This is a genomic window from Luteococcus peritonei (assembly GCF_039526385.1).
Classification (GTDB): Bacteria; Actinomycetota; Actinomycetes; order Propionibacteriales; family Propionibacteriaceae; genus Luteococcus; species Luteococcus peritonei.
The window spans coordinates 193,869-214,243 of the sequence record NZ_BAAAIX010000007.1 but is presented as its reverse complement, the minus strand read 5'-3'; the positions used below and the strand labels follow the sequence as shown (position 1 = coordinate 214,243).

Annotated in this window: 3 protein-coding genes; all 3 read right to left on the bottom strand. The window is 70.3% G+C overall.

Annotation, left to right across the window (positions count from 1 at the left end; all coding sequences use genetic code 11):
* Positions 1 to 8: 8 nt before the first annotated feature.
* Genes ABD073_RS03325 through ABD073_RS03315 form a run of 3 tightly spaced genes read right to left on the bottom strand, consistent with a single transcriptional unit; the run spans position 9 to position 20,199 of the window.
* Complete coding sequence (locus ABD073_RS03325) at positions 9 to 683, bottom strand: class E sortase (protein ID WP_343872375.1); 675 nt, start codon at positions 681 to 683, stop codon at positions 9 to 11.
* Positions 683 to 1,129, bottom strand: a complete 447-nt coding sequence (locus ABD073_RS03320; protein ID WP_343872374.1) for a hypothetical protein — start codon at positions 1,127 to 1,129, stop codon at positions 683 to 685. The genes ABD073_RS03325 and ABD073_RS03320 overlap by 1 nt, the downstream gene beginning before the upstream one ends.
* Complete coding sequence (locus tag ABD073_RS03315) at positions 1,126 to 20,199, bottom strand: DUF7507 domain-containing protein (protein ID WP_343872372.1); 19,074 nt, start codon at positions 20,197 to 20,199, stop codon at positions 1,126 to 1,128. Before ABD073_RS03315 ends, ABD073_RS03320 begins: the two co-directional genes overlap by 4 nt.
* Positions 20,200 to 20,375 lie beyond the last annotated feature (176 nt).

Here is a 20,375-nt window from a genome sequence, read left to right as displayed (position 1 = left end):
GGCTAGTGCTAGCGGGCCGGCTTCTTGTCCGTCTTGGACACCAGGTGCCCGAAGGCCACCGAGCGGTCCGGCGAGTGGAAGAGGTCCTGACAGGTGGTCAGGGTGATCAGTTCGCGGCTGGGCTTCTGCGCGGGCCTGCCGGGTACCGGGTCCAGCACCCAGGAGGCGGTGTCGGCCACGGTCAGCTCGCGCGGCGCATTGTCGAGGGCATAGGTGTAGACGGAGTCACGGGTCTCCACCACCACTGTGGAGCCCTGCTTGAGCTCCAGCAGGCGCCGGAAGGGTTCGCCGTGGGTGACCCGGTGGCCGGCCACGGCGAAGTTGCCCACCTGGCCGGGCCCGGCGGTGTCGGCGTACCAGCCCACACCCTGGGAGAGCGCATCGGTGGAGGTGCCGGCCAGGACCGGCCACTGGTGGTCCGGGCCCAGGTCCGGGATGCGCAGCAGGGCGACCGGCTGGCCGTCGGCGCTGGAGAACTCCGGCGTCTTCGCGTCGGCGGTGCGCCACTGCTGCTGCAGCTGGGCGGTGGTCTGCTCGGCCTGGCGACGCGAGGTGATGTTGGTGCCGAAGAACTGCCAGGCAGCCCAGCCCAGGATGGACAGGCCGACCAGCAGCAGCACCAGACCCACCACCGTCGTGGGCGAGGCGCCCCGGCGGCGGCGGGTGGAGATGGCGCCGGACACTACTTGAGGGTCCCTGCCTTGACGTTCAGCACGCACTTGTCCGCCTTCTCGACCACCTTGGCCTTGGCGCTCAGCGTGGTCTTCTTGCCCGGCGCGGCGGCCTTGTGCTGCACCAGGGTGGAGCCCAGCGGGGTACCGGAGCCGTTCTTCAGCCAGATCACCATGATCGCGTAGTCACGCGGCTTCTTGCTGGAATTGGTGAGTTCCAGCTTCGCGGTGCGCTCCCCCGGGTCGGTGGGGCAGTCCACCACCTTGACGTCCATCACCGCGCCGGCCGGGGTCCCGGCGAAGGTGGGCTCCTTGGGCAGCGGCGGCGCCGTCACGGTGGGGGCAGCCGTGGTGGTGGTCGTCTCCTTCGTCTCCTCCGTGGAGGTGCAGCCGGCCAGGGCGGTGGCTGCCACGAGGGCGGAGGCGACGAGGGTTGCGGACGTACGGGGGATGGTCACGCGTTCTCCTTCTTCTTGCGGGCGATGAGGACCACACCGGCCGCGGTCAGCAGCAAGCCTAGGGCCAGCAGCCAGGCCGGGACGTCGGATCCGGTGTTGGGCAGGGTGGGGTGCGCCGGCGGGTTGGCGGCCGGCTGCGCCGCCGGCGGGGTGGAAGCCGACGGGGTGGCCGCCGGCGGGGTCGGAGCCGACGGGGCGGCCGTCGGCGGGGTCGGGACCGGAGGGGTCGGAGCCGGCGGGGTGGGAACCGGCGGGATCACCGAGGTGGCGATCGAGGCCGTCACCCGCACCGGCGGGCAGGAGGTCGACGCGGCCTGCATCACCAGTTCCCCACCGGCCATGGGCCCCTGGCACAAGGCCGGGGCGCTGAAGCTGGCGGTGTTGGAGAGCAGCCCAGCGGCGGCTTCGTCGGCGGTGATGGTGTGGATGCCGACGCAGGTGCGGACGGCACCCGGCGCCAGCGGTTCGGTCTGAGCCGGCGTGCAGCTCATCGCCGAGCCCAGCATCGGGTCGCTCAGCACCGCCTCGCGCAGCGTGACGTTGCCGGTATTGGTGGCCGAGATGGTGTAGGCCACCTGCTCCCCGGCCTGGCCCAGCTCGTCGCCGTTGGTGTCGCGCAGGTCCGCGGCCTTGACCAGCGTCACCGAGGGGCTGCCCTCCACCTCGACGACCGCGCTGGACGGGGGCACGGTCACCGGGTCACCGGCCGGGTCGGCGACGCCAACCTGCGCGGTGTTGTCCACCGTGCCGGCGTCGGCATCGGCGTCGGTCACCGTGTAGCCAGCGGTGCAGGTGTTGGTTTCGCCGGGCGCCAGGGTGGCGGGCAGCGGCTTCTCGCAGACCGGCACCGAGAGCCCCTCGAGCTGGTCGGAGAGCTGGTTGACCACGGTCGTGACATTGCCGATGTTGGCCATGGCGAAGGTATAGGTCACCACGGTGCCGGGCAGCACCCGACCGGTGGCATCGCTGCTCTTGGTGAAGCTCAGCGAGGGCTGTTGGGTGGCCGCGACCGTGTGTCGCGCCGTCTGCGGGTCCAGGGCGACAGTCTCGCCGGGCACGACGGACGGACTGACGGCGACCGCCGTCACCTGGTTGTCGATCCGGCCACGGTCCAGGTCGGCCTGGGTCACCCGGTAGGCGGCCGGGCGGCAGGTGAAGCTGGCCCCGGGCGCGACGGTCACCGTGGACATGTCCAGCGGCTGGCCGTCGGTGTCCAGACAGGCCGCCTGCTCGTCACCCTCGGCTCCCGCCAGCAGCGGGTCGATGAAGACCAGGCCGCTCAGCGTCGTGGTGCCGGTATTGGTCAGCGTGAAGCCATAGCTGATCGGGTCGCCCACCGCGGAGAAGTCCGACCGGTCGGCCTGCTTGGTGAGGGTGAAGGAGGGCTCGGTGGCCACCGGGACGGCGGCCTCGCCGATCTGGTGCACCCGGCGCGGTGCACCGGTCTGGCCGGTCTGCGGGTCACGGACGCCCGGCAGGGTGGCGGAGACCGCGGCCCGGTTGAAGATGCTGGGCTCGGTGGTCTGGCGCGGATCGTCGTCCCCCAGCACCGGCTCGTCGCCGTCGAAGACCGGGACGGGCACCGTCTGACCGTCCGGGGCCTCGATCTGGTCGTAGGTGGCGAGCTTCGCCCTCCGGTGGGGGCTGGTGCCGTCCAGGTCAGCCTGGGTCACGGTGTGGCTGGCCGTGCACTGCAGGCCCTGTTCGGGCCCCAGCACGGTGGGCAGCTGGACCGAGCCGTTCGGTCCGCAGGAGATCTCCTCCGGTGCGAACATCGGGTCGTCCAGGGTCACCTCGGTGGCCGTCTGGTTGCCGGTGTTCACGACGGTGAAGACATAGGTGATGACATCGCCCACCTCGTCGGCCAGCAGGGTGTTGCCCTGCTCCCCTCCGGGCGCGGAGGCGTCCACCACCACCGGGGTCTTGGTGACGCCGATGTTGGTCTGCGAGGGCACGGTCTGGATGGTCTCGTCGGCGGTCTTCTCTGGCAGCTTGTTGCCCTTCGGGTCCCGGCCGTTGATGGCCGCAGTGTTGACCAGCTGGCCACGGTCCAGGTCGGCCTGGGTGACGTGGTAGAAGGCGCGGCAGACCACCTGCTCGCCGGGCGGCAGGTCGGCCGGCAGAGCCGGGTAGCAGCTCAGCCCGGGATCCTCGGACGGGGTGGCATTGTCCGGATTCGGCTTCAGCAGGCCCTCCAGCGGGTCGCTGATCTCCACCACGTGCAGGGTGACATTGCCGGTGTTCTTGCCGATGAAGGTGTAGAGCACCTGCTCGCCCACCTCACTGACCAGCACGTGGTCGGCGGACTTCGTGAGGTTGTAGTCCGGCTTCTGGTCCACCGCGACCCTGGCGGTGCCCACGCCCGGCTGGGCCGGGCTGTTGAACGGGTCGATGCCGGTGGCGGTGGCGCGGTTCACGATCGTGCCGTCGTCCAGGTCCTTCTGCGCCGGGTTGAAGGTGGCGGTGCAGGTCATGGTCTCCCCCGGCACCAGGCTGGAGGCCGGGCAGCTGATCGGGCTCATGCCCTGCGCGGTGAAGGGGTCGGAGACCTTGACGTCGTGCAGCGTCGTGTTGCCGGTGTTGGTCACCGCGAAGCTGTAGGTGATGGTGTCGCTCAGCGCGGCCACCGTCGCGGTGTCGGTGGTCTTGACCAGGCCCAGCGCCGGGCGGCTGATGCCGGTGAGCGTGGTGTCCGCCTCGGCGGTCACGTCGTCGGCGGGGTCGTCCGGGTTTCCACCCAGGTTCTCGGCGGCGACGTGGGCGGTGGTGGACAGCGTGCCACGGTCCAGGTCCGCCTGGCTCACCTGGTAGGTGGCGGTGCAGGTGAGCACCTCACCCGGATCCAGGTCGGCCGGCTGGCCCGGCGTGCAGGTGAGCGCCGAGAGGCCCTCCATCGGGTCGCTGATGGTGGCGCCGAAGAGCGTCGTGTTGCCGGAATTGCGGGCGGTGAAGGTGTAGGTGATCGTCTCGCCCAACCTGTCGAAGGTGGCCTTGTCCGCCCGCTTGGTGAGCTCCACCGAGGCGGCGCGCTGGGCCGCCACGGCACGGCTGCCGAAGGCGCGGCGGATGGCGACGCCGTGCGGGTCGAGGCCCTCCACCGAGGCGGTGTTCACCAGGCTGCCGCGGTTGATGTCGTCCTGGGTCACCACGTAGTCCACGGTGCAGTTCAGGCTCTGCCCCGGCGGCAGGCTGGCCGGGACGGCCTGGTCACAGCCGGTGATGGTGGCTCCCGGGTCGGCCACGGTCACGTCGGAGGCGGTCACGTCCCCGGTGTTCGTGGCGGACAGGGTGAACTGCACCACCTCACCGGCACGGGTGACCTGGGAGGTCTGCGACTGCTTGGTCAGGCTCAGCTCCGGCCTCGTGACAGCCTTCAGGGCCAGGCTGTCCTGGACCGGCCCGACGGTCGCTCCCTGCGGATCGCGGCCCTGGGCGCTGGCCGTGTTGAGCAGGCTGCCGCGGTCCATGTCGGCCTGGGTGACGACGTAGCCGGCGCGACAGGTGGCCACCTGCCCCGGTGCGATGCCGTAGGTGTCGCAGGAGATCGCGCCCAGGCCCGCCATCCGGTCGGAGATCTGGCCGCCGGAGATCGTGAGCTGGCCGGTGTTGGTGATGGTGAAGGTGTAGCCGATCTGCTGGCCCACCCGGGTGTACTGGGCCACGTCGGCGGACTTGTCCATCGTCATGGAGGCGGTCTGCTCGGTGGCGGTCGTGGCGCTGGCGACCTCGGTGGGGAAGGTCTGGCCAGTGGCCTCCGAGGCGGTCAGCGTGGCCGTGTTGGTGACGAAGCCGCGGTCCACGTCGGCCTGCTTGGCCACGTAGGTGGCGACGCAGGTGACCGACAGACCGGGCGGGAAGGCCTCGGTGTTGTCCTGGCTGACCACCTCACCGGTGCCGTCGACGGTGCAGGTGGTGGCGGAGAGGTCCGCCATCGTGTCGCGGGCGAAGACGTGGTAGGCGTCCATGTTGCCCACATTGCTGACGTGGAAGGTGTAGGTGATGAGGTCGCCGGCCCTCCAGTTGGTGGGCGCGGAGACCTCCTTGGTGAAGGCCATCTTCGGGTTGTAGAGCGCGGACACGGTGGTGCCCGCCTCGCCGCTGATCTGCTGGCCCGCCGGGTCGGTGCCGGTGAAGCTGGCCAGGTTGGTGACCTGGCCGGCCTCCAGGTCGTTGTGGACGACGCTGTAGACGCCGGTGCAGGTCATCGTCTGCTGGGGCGCCAGGCTGGACCCGGCGGCGGGGAGGCAGGACCAGGAGTCGAAGGTCATCGGGTCGGTGATGGTGGCCTGCGCGATGCTCACGTTGCCCGTGTTGGTGGCGGTGACGGTGTAGGTGACCTTGTCGCCCACCTTCTGCACCAGGCTGGTGTCGGCCACCTTGGCCATCCGGATCGAGGGGTCGTGGTTGACGCCCACGACGCTCTCGCCCGTGGTGGAACCGACCGCCTGGCCCAGCGCGGTGCGTCCGCTGGCCGCCGCCGTGTTGACCACGCTACCGGCGTCCATGTCGTCCTGGGTCACGGTGTAGCTGGCCTGGCAGACGATGTTGCTGCCGGCCGCGATGGTGGCGGGCAGGGCGATGGCGGTGCCCCCCGCGTCGAGGCAGCGCAGCGGGGACAGCCCCGGCAGCGGATCGCTCACCTGCACGGACTCGGTGGTCACGTTGCCGGTGTTGGCCACGCGGAAGGTGTAGTTGACCACGTCGCCGGCCGCGTTGACCGTGCTCCGGTCGGAGGTCTTGGTGGTCACCAGCGCGGGCTTCTGCGTGGCGGCCACGCTGGCCTTGCCGGTCAGCTGCCTGGGCTGCCAGGTGCTGGGATCGGTCCACGCGAGCGAGGCGGTGTTGTCGATCCGGCCCGCGTCCAGGTCGGCCTGGGTGACGGTGTAGCTGGCGGTGCACTCGTAGGACCTGCCCGGCGGGAGCGGGTCGAAGGCGTCCCGGCGGCAGTCCAGGGCGCTCAGGCCGGGGTGCTCGTCGGTGACGTAGGGGCTGTACACGGTCAGCGTGCCGGTATTGGTGACCGTGAAGGTGTAGGTGACCTGCTCACCCACCTGGGTGACGGCAGCCGGGGCGGCCGTCTTGGAGAAGGTGGCCGAGCTGGTGCCCTTGACGGTGGGCACGGTGGCGTCGGCGGAGACCTCCGCCACCTCCTGCCCGGTGGGGGTCTTCGCCTTGCCGAAGGCGTAGTTGTAGACCTGTCCGGCGTCCAGGTCGGCCTGGACGGCGGTCACGTTGGCGGTGCAGGTCATCTTCTGTCCGGGGGCCAGCACAGCCGGCTGGGCGGGGAGGCAGGTGATCGAGGTGAGCGCCTCCGAGCCGTCATCGACGCGGGCGTCGTTGAGGGTCACGTTGCCGTCATTGGTCAGCACCAGCGTGAAGGGGACGTTGTCCCCCAGCGCCGCCACCTGGCCGCGGTCGGCGGGGTCCTTGGTGAGCGAGACCCGGGGCGTCTGGCTCACCGGCACCTCGGCCTGGGCCGTGCCGGGCTGCACCGGGTCCCCGCCGATCGGATCGACGCCGGTGGCCTCCGCCGTGTTGTTGATCCGGCCCGCGTCCACGTCGGCCTGGGTGGCCACATAGGTGGCGGTGCAGGTGGTGGCCTGGCCGACGGCCAGCGTGGTCTGCGCGCAGACCGGCAGGCTGTTGCCGGCCCGGCCGGCGGCCACGGCCTCGGTGATCAGCGGATCGCTGACGCTGACCTGGGCGATCTCCACGTTGCCGGTGTTGGTGACGGTGAAGCTGAAGGGCACCTGCTGCCCGGCCCGGGTGACCAGCGTCTGCCCGGCGCTCTTGGTGAGCTCCAGCTTCGGGGTGTGGACCGGGATCAGCGTGGCGCTGGAGGTGGACGAGACGGTCGGCTGCTTCGGGTCCGGGCTGGTGGCCTGCACCGTGGCGGTGTTGACCAGTCGGGCCTGGTTCATCTCCTCGGCGGTGACCTTCTTGTCCGCCATGCAGTGGATGGTGCCCTGCGGTGCCAGCGAGTAGGCCAGCGGGGCGCTCGGGTCTGCGCCCGGATCGACCGCGTCGCAGCGGAAGTTCTCCAGCCCGGCCATGTCGTCCTGGATCCGGATGTCGCGCAGCGTGACGCTGCCGGTGTTGGTGATGGACAGCGTGTAGGTCACGGTGTCACCGGCCGTGGCCACCCGGGTGGGCGTGACCGCCTTCTCCAGCAGGATGGAGGAGCTCTGCACGGCCGTCACGGTGTTGCCGGCCGTGACCGGTGCCACGGGGCCCTTCGGCGAGCCGGCGTCCACCTGGGCGGTGTTGACGATGCTGCCGGCGTCCAGGTCCGTCTGGGTGGTGCGCCGGGTGCCGGTGCAGGTCTTCTTCTCCCCCGGGGCCACCGAGACCGGCCCGTTGCCGGCGCGGGTGCTGCCGTCGGTCCCCGTGATGGTGCAGACCAGGGGATTGCTCAGCCCGGGCAGCTGGTCGCTGATGAAGACATTGGACAGCGTCACGTTGCCGGTGTTGGTCATCACGAAGGTGTAGGTGACCGGGTCGCCCACCGCGTTGACGGTCTCCACGTCGCTGTCCTTGGTCAGCGTCATGGCGGGCTGCTGCACCGCGGTGATGACCTCGCTGGCCTGGGTGGGGCTGCTCTCGGCGCCGTCGGGGTCATGGCCGTGGACGGTGGCGGTGTTGCTGATCTGGCCCACGTCGAGGCCCACCTGGTAGATGGTCTTGGTCATGGTGCAGGTGACCACCCCACCGGGTCGCAGGTCTGCGGCCAGGTCCCGGTCGCAGGTGATCGGCGAGATGTTGGGCATCGGGTCCGTCAGGTCCAGGTCGTGCAGCGTCACGTTGCCGTCGTTGGTGATCGTGAAGGTGTAGGTGATCTCGTCACCGACGGCGTCATAGGTGTCCGGCGAGGCCACCTTGGTCATCGCCAGGGACGGCCGGTGCTGCACCTGCAGCGTAGTGCTGGCCTCGTCGCCCACGACGGTGCCCGCCGGGTCGGTGCCGCGCACGCCGGCGGTGTTGTCGATGCCGATGCCGGCTTCGGGACGGGCCCCGTCGATGTCCTCCTGGGTGACCTGGTAGCTGGCGGTGCACTCCAGGACACCGCCCGGCTGCAGCCGGTAGGGCGCCGCTGCCTGGTCGCAGCTGATGGCCGACAGGCCCGGGTGCGGGTCGCTGATCTCCACCCCGTAGAGCGTGGTGTTGCCGGTGTTGGTGGCCACGAAGGTGTAGGTGACCCGGTCCCCGGCCCTGAGCACCGAGTTGGGGTTGACGCGCTTGACCAGGTCGATGCCGGGCGACAGGACCGCGGTGGAGACCACCGGTTCGGAGGCGTCGGTGACGCTCGCTCCCTTCGGGTCGGTGCCGCTGGCCGAGGCGATGTTGGTGATCGACCTGGCATCGATGTCGGCCTGGGTGACGGTGTGGCTGGTCGTGCAGCTCATCGACTGGCCCGCGCCCAGCGTGCTGCCCTGCCCGGGGGTGCAGACCAGATCGGTCAGCCCCAGCATGCTGTCGCTGATCCGCACGCCCGCCACGGAGGTGTTGCCGGTGTTGCGGACGGTGATCGTGTAGCCCACCACCTCACCGACGTGGCTGTACTCGGCGCGGCTGGTGGTCTTGGTGGTCTCCAGGCGGGGGGTCTGCTCCACCGTGGTCACCGCGGAGGCGGCCACCGGGTCGAGCGGGCCCACGGGGTCGTCGGCGGTGACGGTGGCGGTGTTCGTGATGATGCCGGCGTCGATGTCGGCCTGGTTGGCCGGACGCGTCGCGGTACAGGTCTTGACCTCACCCGGCGCCAGCGAGACCGGCCCGGAACCGGGCCGGGTCGTGCCGTCGGTGGCCCGGACCCGGCAGACCAGCGGCATGCTGAGGCTGGGGATCGGGTCGCTGATGAAGACATTCGACAGCGTGGTGTTGCCGGCATTGGTGGCGACGAAGGTGTAGGTCACCGTCTCGCCGAGCGTGCTGACCCCGGTGGGGCTGCCCGTCTTGGTCAGCAGGAGGCGGGAGTCGAGCCGGGCGGCGACGTCGACGCTGTCCTGGGCCCGCACCGGGTCACCGGCCTCGTCGCGCGCGGTGGCGGTGGCCGTGTTGTGCACCGTGCCCGCGTCGATGTCGTGCTGCGTGACGGTGTAGTCACCGGTGCAGGTGGCCACGCCGCCGGGAGCCAGGCTGTAGGCGTCACAGCTGACATTGCTGAGCAAGGGGTCGGTCAGCTCGCCGGCCAGCACGGTCACGTTGCCGGTGTTGGTGATCTTGATGGTGTAGCGCAGCACGTCGCCGACCGCGTCGTAGGTGGGCTCCCCGGCGGCGTCGGTCTTGGCCGAGCTGACCGTCTTGTCCATCGTGATGGCCGGGTTCTGCACCACCTGCACCTCGGTGGCATCGGTGGTGGTGACCGTGGCCCCGTCGGGGGCGGTGGCGCTGGCGGTGGCGGTGTTGGCCAGGCCCAGCTGCTGGGCCGGCACGCCCTGGTCGATGTCGGTCTGGGTCACCGTGTGGCTGACGGTGCAGGTGGTCTGCTCGGTCGGCGCCAGGGTGGTTCGGGGGCAGCTGGGGGTCAGCGTGGCCAGGTCGCCACCGCGGGTGAAGACGTCACTGACCGTCAGGTCATGGACGGTCGCATTGCCGGTGTTGCGCACCTCGAAGGTGTAGGTCACCACCTGGCCGGCCGCGCTCACCTGGCTCGGGTCGGCGTACTTGGTCATGGCGATCCGCGAGTCGAGCTGGGCCGTGGAGACCGCCGGCTCGCTGTCGTCGGTCAGCGGCCCGGTGGCCGACCCCGCCGTGGCAGTGGCGGTGTTGCTGACGCTCCTGGCGTCGAGGTCGGCCTGCCCGACCTGGTAGGAGGTGGTGCAGGTCATGGTGTCGTTGGGTGTCCCGGCACCGCCGAGCGTGGAGCCCAGGGCCGGGGTGCAGCTCAGCGCGGAGATGCCGGGCAGCGAGTCGCTCACCTGGACACCGGTGGCCGAGACGTTGCCGGTGTTGCGCACCACGATCGTGTAGTTGAGCTGCTGGCCCACCTGCGAGTAGGTGGCCTGGTCGACGTTCTTGGTGACCTCGATGGAGCTGGTGCGCTGCGCGGTGACGACGGCGCTGGCCTGGGCCTGGGGGCCCACGCTGGCATCGGGCAGCGTGGTGGTCAGGCCAGCGTCGTTCACGATGCCGCCGGCGTCGAGGTCGGCCTGGGTGACGGTGAGGCTGGCGGTGCAGGTGCGGCTGGCCCCCGGGGCCAGCTGGGTGGTGCTGGGGGTGCAGACCGGTGTGGTCATCCGGCCGGCGAGCGAGTCGACCAGCCGCAGGCCGTACAGGGTGACCCGACCGGTGTTGGTCTGGGTGAAGGTGTAGGTGACGCCCTGGCCCACCTGGCTGATCTCGGTGGGGTCGGCCGTCTTGGTCAGCGTGACGCCGCTGACCCAGGTGGTGGGCACCTGGGCTGCAGCGGTGGCGCTGAAGGCCTTGCCCTCCAGGTCCGAGGCGCTCACCGTGGCGGTGTTCCTGATGGTGCGCTGGTCCAGCTGGGCCTGGTTGACGCTCAGCGTCGCGGTGCAGGTGGTGCTGGCACCCGGCGCCAGGCTGTTCGCCTGGCAGGTGGGCGTGCTGAGGCCGGGCATCGGGTCGGTGAGGGTGATGTCTGCCATCGCCACGTTGCCGGTGTTGGTGACGGTGAAGCTGTAGTCCACCTGGTCGCCCACGGTGTCGACGGCCGCGTCGCGCGGCGTCCCGGTCTTGGCCAGCGTCAGCCTCGGCTGGTGCTGCGCGGTCACCGTCGCGGTGGCGGTGGTCGGGTCGAGCTGCCGGCCGGCCGAGGTGGCCTCGAGCCGGGCGGTGTTGACGATGCTCTTGCGGTCGATGTCGGCCTGGGTGACGGTGTAGGTGGCGGTGCACTTCATCTGGTCGCCCGCCGGGTCCAGGCTGGTGGACGGGCAGTTGATCGCGGAGAGCCCGGCCATGCCGTCGGTGAGGACGATGTTGTCGAGCAGGGACTCACCCAGGTTGGTCACCGTGAAGGTGTAGGTGACCTCCTGCCCGCCACGGGTGACCACCGAGGGGCTGGCGGTCTTGTCCAGCGCCATGCCGGTAGCGCCCACGTAGCGCAGTTCCACCACCGCGGCGTCGGTGGCGGTGTGGATGGCGCCCTGGTTGTCGGTGCCCCGCGCGCTGGCGGAGTTGACGATCGCGCCGACGCCGGTGTCACCCACGGTGGAGGTGTAGACGGCGGTGCACTGCATCACCTCGCCCGGCTGCAGGGTGCTGCCCAGCGCCGGGGCACAGGTCATCTGCAGCGGGCTGAGGACGTCGGTCACCCGGACGTCGTTGAGTTCCACGTTGCCGGTGTTGGTGGCGGTGATCTGGTAGGTGATCTGCTGCCCGGCGTGGGTGAAGCCGCTCACGTCGGCCACCTTGGTCATCTCGAAGTCGGGCTTCGGGACCAGGTAGACGGTGGTGGGGCCGGCCAGCTGCCCCGCCGCCGGGCTGGAGGACAGCGTGGGCAGCGCGGTGCCGTCCGGGGTGACGGCATTGACCGTGGCCTGGTTGGTCCAGTCGATGCCGGTGGTGGCGGCCACCGGATCCGGCACCTCGAAGTCAGGCTGGGTGAAGGTGCGAGCACCGTGGCAGACCTTCTGCTGGCCCGGCAGCAGGCTGATGGCGCCCGGGGCGTCCATCGAGCGCGAGCCATCGGCATTGAGCACGTAGCAGTCGAACAGTCGGTTCGGGCCCACCTTGGGGTCGCTCATGAAGACGTTGTCCAGGGTGACGTTGCCGGTGTTGGTGACCACCAGGGTGTAGGTGACGGTCTGCCCGATCCGGTCGACGGTGGTGTCGTCAGCGGTCTTCACGAAGGTCCAGGACGGATCGGCCGGGGCGTCGACCGTGGCGCTTCCGGTGGCCGGCGGCACCGGTGCGCCGCTGGCGGTGGCACCGGTGGCGGTGGCGGTGTTGGTGAAGCCACCGGCGTCGATCTGGGCCTGGGTGACGGTCCAGGTGCGGGTGCAGGTGGTGCTGGCCCCGGGGGTCAGGCTGGAGGCCGGGCAGGAGACCGCGTTCGGGCTGAACATCGGGTCGCTGACGGCGATCTGGTTGATCGTGGTGTTGCCCGTGTTGCGCACCACGAAGGTGTAGGTGACCTGCTGGCCCGCCGCGGTGACGCGCTCCACGTCGGCGGTCTTGGTCAGCGTCAGGGCCGGGTCCTGGGTCACCTGCAGCACCGCGCTGGCCTGCTTGGTGACGGTGGTCCCGGCCGGGTCGGTGCCGCTGGCGGTGGCGGTGTTGGCCAGCCGGCCCGCATCGATGTGCGCCTGGGTGGTGGTCATCGTGGCGGTGCAGGTGGTCGAGTCGCCGGGAGCCAGGGTGGTCTGCGGGCAGGTCGGGGCGGACAGCCCGGGCAGCGGATCGGCCACCGCGACCCCCGAGAGGGTGGCATTGCCGGTGTTGGTGACCACGAAGGAGTAGGTGACCAGCTGGCCCGCCGCGGTGACCGGGTTGGGGCTGGCCGACTTGGTGAGGTTGACCGACGGGGCGAGGGTGGCGGTGAGGGTGCGCGAGGAGTCCTGCGTGAGGCGGGTGCCGCCAGGAACCGTGGCCGCACCGGTGGCGGTGTTGGGCAGCGACAGGTTGTCCATGTCGGCCTGTTTGATCGTGTAGTTCGCGGTGCACCGCATGGTGGCCTTCGGGGCCAGCGTGCTCCCCTGGGCCGGGCTGCAGGAGGGGGCCGACAGCCCGTCCAGCGGGTCGCTGATCCGGGCATCGGTGAGGTCGACGTTTCCGGTGTTGCTGAGCGTGAGGGTGTAGGTGACCACCTGGCCGGCACGGGTGTAGGTGGCGGTGTCGGCCGCCTTGGTGAACTGGATGGCGGGGTTCTGCGTGGCGGTGACCACGGCGCTCGCGGACAGCGGGCTCATCGCCTCGCCACCGGGCAGTGTGGCGGCCGAGGCGGCGGTGTTGGCGATGCTGCCGGCATTGAGGTCGCTCTGCTTGACCGAGTAGGTGGCGGTGCAGCGCTTCGTCTCGCCGGGGGCCAGGGCGATCGCGCCGGCGCCCGGGCGCAGCACCGCACCGTTGGCGTCCAGCACCTGGCAGGTGAGGGTGGACAGGCCCGCCAGCGGATCGGTGATCCGGACGCCGCCCAGGGTCACGTTGCCGGTGTTGGTGGTGGTGAAGGTGTAGGTGACCACCTGGCCGACCGTGTCGACGAGCGCGGGGCTCGCAGCCTTGGCGAAGGTGCGCTCCGGACGCTGGACGGCGGCCACCTGCACCTGGTCGCTGGCCGGCGGGATGGCGACGTCGCCCGGCGCGGTGCCGGTGACGATGGCGGTGTTGGCGATCCGGCCGTTGTCCAGGTCCGACTGCCGGGTCTCGTAGCTGGCCGTGCAGGTCATCGTGGCACCCGGCGCCAGGGAGGTGGCCGGGCAGGAGATGGGCGACAGGCCCTCCAGCAGGTCGGTGACGGTGAGGCCGCCGGCGGTGACGTTGCCGGTGTTGGTGACCCGGAAGCTGTAGTTCACCACGTCGCCCACCGTCTCGACCCTCGCGCGGTCCGCGGTCTTGTCGAGGCTGAGCTCCGGCGTCTGGGTGGCCTGGACGGTGAAGCTCGAGGTACGGGTCAGGGCGGTGCCTGCGGGGTCGGTGGCCCGCAGCGTCGCGGTGTTCTGGATCGAGCCGCGGTCGAGGTCCGCCTGGGTGGTGGTGTAGCTGGCCGAGCAGGTGGTGGTGTCACCGGGGGCCAGGCTGGTGGCCTGGCAGGTGACGGCGGACAGGCCGGGCATCGGGTCTGCCACCGTGATCCCCGACATGGTCGTGTTGCCGGTGTTGGCCACGGCGAAGCGGTAGTCGATGGTCTGGCCCACGGCGGCCACGGTGGTGGGGCTGCCGCTCTTGGAGAAGGTCATCGCCGGGTTCAGGGTGGCCGTGATGGTCTCCTGGGCGGTGCGCCTGATGGTGCTGCCGTCGGGGGCGCGGCCGGTGACGGTGGCGTTGTTGACCAGCCGCTGCGCGTCGATGTCGGCCTGGGTGATGGTGCGGGTGGCCGTGCAGGTCATGGTGGCCTGCGGGGCCAAGGTGCTGCCCTGCGCGGGGGTGCAGCTGAGCGCCGAGAGCCCGGCCATGGTGTCGCCGACGCGCACGTCGACGATGTCGACATTGCCAGTGTTCTGGGTGTTGAAGGTGTACGTGATGACGCGGCCGACGGTGGTGTAGCTGGGCTGGCTGGCCGACTTGGAGAAGCTCAGCGCAGGCGCCTGGTTGGCGGTGACCAGCGCCGAGGCGGTGGCGGTGACGTCGTCCGCGCTGCTGGCCGCGTCGCCGCCCGGCTTCTCGGCGCGCACGGTGGCGGTGTCCGGGATGGACCCCGCGTTCAGGTCGGTCTGGGTGGTGGAGTAGCTGGCGGTGCAGGTGGCGCTCGCCCCGGGGACCAGGCTGGAGACGCCGGCGCAGTTGATCGCGGTCAGGCCCTGGTGCGGGTCCGTGACGCGCATCGAGCCGAGGCTGACATTGCCGGTGTTGGTCACCTGGTAGGTGTAGGTGATGGTCTCGCCCACCGCGTCCACCGTGGTGCGGCTCGGCGTCTTGGTCAGGCTGACGTCCGGCAGCTGACGGGCGGTGACGGTGGCCTGGGCGACGGCGGGGGTGACGGCGCTGCCGTTCGGTGCGGTGCCGGTGGTGGTGACGGTGTTGACCACCCGGCCCGCGTCCAGGTCACCCTGCGTGGTGGCGCGGGTGGCGGTGCAGGTCATGGTGGCGCCGGGTGCCAGGCTGCTGCCCTGGGCGGGCGTGCAGGCCAGGCCGCCGGCCGGGATCAGGTTGTCGCTGGGCACCACGTCGGTGACCTCGACGTTGCCGCTGTTGCGCACCGTGATGGTGTAGCTGACCGGCGTCCCGACGGTGGAGACGGTGGTGGGGCTGGCGGTCTTGGTGGCGCTCAGCACCGGGTTCTGCGTGACGGCCACGCTGGCGCTCGAGCTCACCGCGGGGAAGGGCCTGGCGTTCTCGTCGGTGGCATTCACCGTGGCGGTGTTGTCCACCTTGCCGGAGGCGGCGTTCAGGTCGGCCTGGGTGGTGGTGCGGTTGGCGGTGCAGGTGGTGGAGGCACCGGGGTTCAGCGTGGTGACGGGGCAGGTGACCGCCGACAGGCCGACCATCGGGTCGCTGACGGTGATGCCCCGGGCGGTGACGTTGCCGGTATTGGTCACCAGGAAGGAGTAGGTGACCTGCTGGCCGACCGTGCTGACCCGGCCCGGATTGGCGGTCTTGGTCAGGGTGAGGGCGGGGTTCTGGGTGATGGCGACGACCGCCTGGGCGGTACGGCCCAGAGCCGCGCCGCTCGGCGGGGTGGCGCTGGCGGTGGCGGTGTTCAGGATCGAACCGGCGTTCACGTCGGCCTGGGTGGAGGTGTAGCTGCCGGTGCAGGTCATCGTGTTGCCCGGGGTCACGGTGGACCCCAGGGCCGGGGTGCAGGAGCTGAAGTCGCCGATCCTGGGGTCGGCGATCGTGGCACCTGTCAGCGAGACGTTGCCGGTGTTGGTCAGCACGACCGTGAAGGTGATCGCCCGGCCGACGGTGCTGATGGTGGCGGGGCTGGCCGTCTTGGTGAGGGTGAAGGCCGGGTTCTGGGTGGCCGTGGCGGTGAAGGTGGAGGTGCTGCTGGTGGTGCCGCCCGCGGGGTTGGTCCCGCGGCCGGTGGCGGTGTTGACCAGGCTGCCCGCGTCGAGTTCGGCCTGGGTGACGGCATGGCTGCCGGTGCAGGTGATCGAGGCACCCGGCGCGAGCGTTCCACCCTGCGTCGGGGTGCATGCCAGCGGCGAGGTGCTGGGGAACAGCGGGTCGACCACCTGGACATTGCTGAGCGAGACGTTGCCGGTGTTGGTGCTGGTGATCGTGTAGTTGATCACGTCACCCACGGCGGCATAGCTCGACCTCGAGCCGGTCTTGGTGGTGGACAGCGAGGGGGTCTGCTGGGTGGTCACCACGGCGCTGGAGGTGTGGCTGATGTCGGCCCCGCTGGGCGGGGTCAGGGTGGCGGAGGCGGTGTTGTTGATGGTGCCCGCGTTCATGTCGGCCAGGGTGGTGACATAGCTGGCGGTGCAGGTGGTGGCGGCACCGGGCGCCAGGGCGCCGCCGGCCGCCGTCGGGGTGCAGCTGAGCGTGGCCACCTTGGGATCACTGATCCGCAGGTTGGTCAGCGAGACGTTGCCGCTGTTGGTCACCACGATCGACCAGGTGATGCGCTGGCCGGCCGCCGTGACCTGGGTGGGACTGGCCGACTTGGCGATGGTGAAGGCCGGGGTCTGGGTGGCGGTGACCCTGGCACTGGACTGCGCGGTCACCACCGCTCCGCCCGGGCTGGTGCCGCTCGCGGTGGCGGTGTTGGTGACCGCACCCGCATTCATGTCGGCGACGGTGGTGGCCCGGGTGGCGGTGCAGCTGGTGGTGGCGCCGGGGGCCAGCTGCCCGCCCAGGGCGGTGGGTGCGCAGCTGATCGCCGACAGCCCGGCCATCGGGTCGGCCAGGGCCAGGGAGGAGAGCGTCACGTTGCCGGTGTTGCGCACCGCGAAGGTGTAGGTGACGCTCTGTCCGGCGGCGCTGACCTGGGAGGGGTTCGCCGACTTGGTGAGCTGGATGGCCGGCGCGGGGGTGGCGGCCACCGTCTTCGTGGCGGTGGCGTTGACCGGGCTGCCATGGCTGTCGGTGGCGCTCGCGGCGGCGGTGTTGGTGATGGAGCCGCGGTCCACGTCGGCCTGGGTGCTGGTGTAGCTGCCGGTGCAGGTCATCTTGGCACCGGGCGCCAGGGCGGAGCCCAGGGCGGGCGTGCAGGCACCCATGGTCATGCCGGACATCGGGTCGGTGACCTGGACGTTGGACAGGGTGGTGTTGCCCTGGTTGGTGGCCGTCAGGGTGTAGGTGATGGCCTGCCCGGCCGCCGTGACGGTCTCGCGGCTGGCGGTCTTGGCCAGGGCGATGCCGGGGCTGGTGGCGGGACTGACGGTCCAGGAGGCGGAGCCGGTCAGCGCACTGCCGGTGGGCGGGTTGGCGGTCACGCTGGCGGTGTTGACGATGGCCCCGCCGTCGATGTCGGCCTGGGTGACGGTGAGCGTGGCGGTGCAGGTGACGCTCTGGCCGGGGGCCAGCACCGCCGGCTGCGCCGGGGTGCAGGTGCGGTTGGCCAGCCGGGCCATCGGGTCGGACATCGTGACGCCGGAGAGCGTGACATTGCCGGTGTTCCTGGTGGCGAAGGTGTAGTTGACCACTTGGCCGACGGTGGCGAAGGTGGTGGCGTCGGCGCTCTTGGTGATCTCCAGGGCCGGGCGCTGGGTGGCCTGCACGGTCACGCTCGCGGTGTCGTTGACCACGGTCCCCTTCGGGGACGTGCCGCTGACGCTCGCGGTGTTGACCACCCGGCCGGCGTTCAGGTCGGCCTGGGTGGTGGCGCGGCTGGCCGTGCAGGTGAGCGCGGCGCCCGGCGCGAGGCTGGTGGGGGTGGCCACCGTGGTGTTGGCGGCATTGCGGCAGGTGACGGCCGACAGCCCGGTGAGCGGGTCGGTGGGCGTGATGCCGGTCAGCGTCGTGTTGCCGGTGTTGGTGACCACGAAGGTGTAGGCCACGGTCTGGCCCACCGCGTTCACGGTGCTGGGGGTGGCGGTCTTGGTGATGTCGATGGCGGGCTGCTGCACCGGGGTCAGGGTCACCGCGGCGGTGCCGGTGGTGGTGGACCCGTCGCTGGCGGTGCCGGTGGCGGTGGCGGTGTTGACCAGGGTGCCGGCGTCGACGTCGGCCTGGGTCACGGTGTAGGGGGCGGCCGCGGTGCAGGTGGCAACCGCACTGGTGGCCAGGGTGGTGGGGGTGCAGGTGATGGTGGTGCCGGCCAGGCGCGGGTCGGTGACCTTGACGCCGGTGAGCGTGCTGGAGCCGGTGTTGGTGACGGTGAAGGAGTAGCGCACGGTGTCACCGGCGTCGAGCACGCCGTTGCCGTTGGTGTCGGTGGTGGCGGCGGACTTGGCCAGCTTCAGCGACTTGTTGTTGACCACCACCTGGTCGGAGTCGGTGACGGTGATGCCGGAGGGAGGTGTGCCCACCGCGGTGACGTGGTTCGTCAGTGCCGCGGCGGCGGCCGAGGTGAAGGCCTTCACGGTGCAGGTGACGGTCCTGGTGGCGCCGGCTGCCAACGGGCCGATGTTGGTCTGGTTGCAGGCGCTGAACTCGGGGTCGGTGAGGCTGACCGTGTTCAGCGTCGAGGTGCCGGTGTTCTTGACGGTGAAGGTGAAGGTGACGTCCTCGTTCACATTGGCCATCGTCTTGTTGGCCGTCTTGGTGACGTCGATGCCGCTGACGTAGACCGGGGTGGCGGTGGCCGTGTCGGTCATCGGCACGGTGATGGTGGCGTTCTCGGTGGCCTTGGCGGTGCCGGTGGCGGAGACGGAGTTGGTGGTGGTGCCGTTGACGATGCCCTGGCACTCGTAGGTCAGGGTCTGGCCGGCCTGCACCAGCGCGACCGTCCTGTTGCAGGCGCTCACCGCCTGGTCGGTGACCTGCACGTTGTAGATGTCGGCCTGGCCGGTGTTGGCCACCTTGATGATCCAGGTGGCATTGGTGCCCACCGGCACGTCGGGGGTCTTGTTGGTCTTGGTGACGTCCCAGGTGCCCACCAGGACCTTGGCGACGCCGGAGTTGTTGACCACCAGGCCGTTGGGCGTGTAGCCCGTCACCGAGGCGGTGTTGTCGTACGAGGTGGAGGTGGGTGAACCGGCACAGGTGTACTGCACCGAGCCGCCGGCCGGGATCTGCCCGGTGGAATAGGTCTGCTTGACCAGGGCATCCAGTTGCGACTGGGTCATGGCGCACGACGGCGTGGAGACGTCCTCCACCCGCATGTTGAGCAGGTTGACGGCCCCGGAGTTGTAGATGGTGATGCGGAAGTCCGGGGCGGCACCGGGTTGGATGGCCTGGTCCTTCTCACCGTTGCCGGCGGTCTTGAGGATGGTGATCTCGGCCATGGGCACGGAGATGGTCACGTTCTGGAGCAGGTAGGAGTCCTGGGTCGTGCCCAGCTTCAGGTTCATCGAGGTGTCACCGGAGGCCAGGCCGGGCAGCTGCACCGTTCGCGCATCGACGCTGCCGTTGTAGAAGGTTCCCGAGGTGGTCGACCCGCCGGACGGCGGATATTTCACCGAGCCGTCCGAGTATCCGACGAACATGTTGTTCGTGGAGCCGGCCTGGGGGTTGTTGAGGTTGGTCGCGCCGGTGCTCGGATCCGAGTAGGTGACGTAGTCACCGGCGATGTCCTCGTCGCCCTCGTAGGCCACGAAGGCCGCCTTGGCGCCGGTTCCCTGCACCTTGAGGCCATTGAGGGTCACGGTGGTGGGGTTGTCCCCGGAGAACTCGCGGACGTAGCCGTCGAAGGAGTAGACCTCGCGCAGCACGGAGGCGTTGTTGCCGGGCACGTAGGCACCGAAGTCGTAGACCACCTGGAGGGCCCAGCCACCCATGCAGTTGTTGCCCTGCGGCGCCCAGATGTTGCCCACGGTCACCGTCTGGCTGGCGCCGGTGGGCAGGCTCTGCAGTGCCGCCATCACGTCACCCGAGGCGGCGTAGTAGTCCGCATTTTCGGCGCTCATGCCCTGGTCGGTCCGGTAGGTGTCGATCGGCACCTTGGTGGCCGTGCCGTTGACGATGATGGTCGGCTGCGTGGTCGCCGGGCTGCCCGCGGGCAGGGTCGCGGAGTAGTAGGCGCCGTCGTAGTAGAAGCGGCCATTGCTCAGGTACGTGGACGTATTGGGCGAGCAGGAGGTCTGCCGGGCGGGCACGTTGTAGGTCGGGTAGTAGGAGCCGTAGTAGTAGGTGGTCGTCGCCGGGGATGCCGTGCCCATCGAGCCGGACCACAACAGCTTGGCCCGCACGATCTTGGCCCCCGACGGGATGGTGATCGTCGCGGAGGAGGAGTTCAGCATGGTGCTGGTGGGCCCCGTGTAGACCATCGAGTTGGCATCGTTGGTGCTGCCGCCGCCCGTCAACATGTTCGTGCAGTTGGCCCCGGCCGGGCAGGTGAGCACACCGTTGCCGGCTACCACGTAGTCACCATGGACCAGCAGGTCTGCCGACTGGTTGAAGGGAGTCACCTCGAGGGCCTCGGCTGCAGGCGACGTCAGGACGACGGACAGGGGGACGAGCAGCAGGAGGGCAAGCAGACTCGTCAGGAGACGACTCCGGGGGGCGTGCTGCACGTGCTCAACTCCACTACTCCCCCGAGCAATGCCTGACTGCTGGAATTACGCCAGCAGCTCAATCTTCAAGT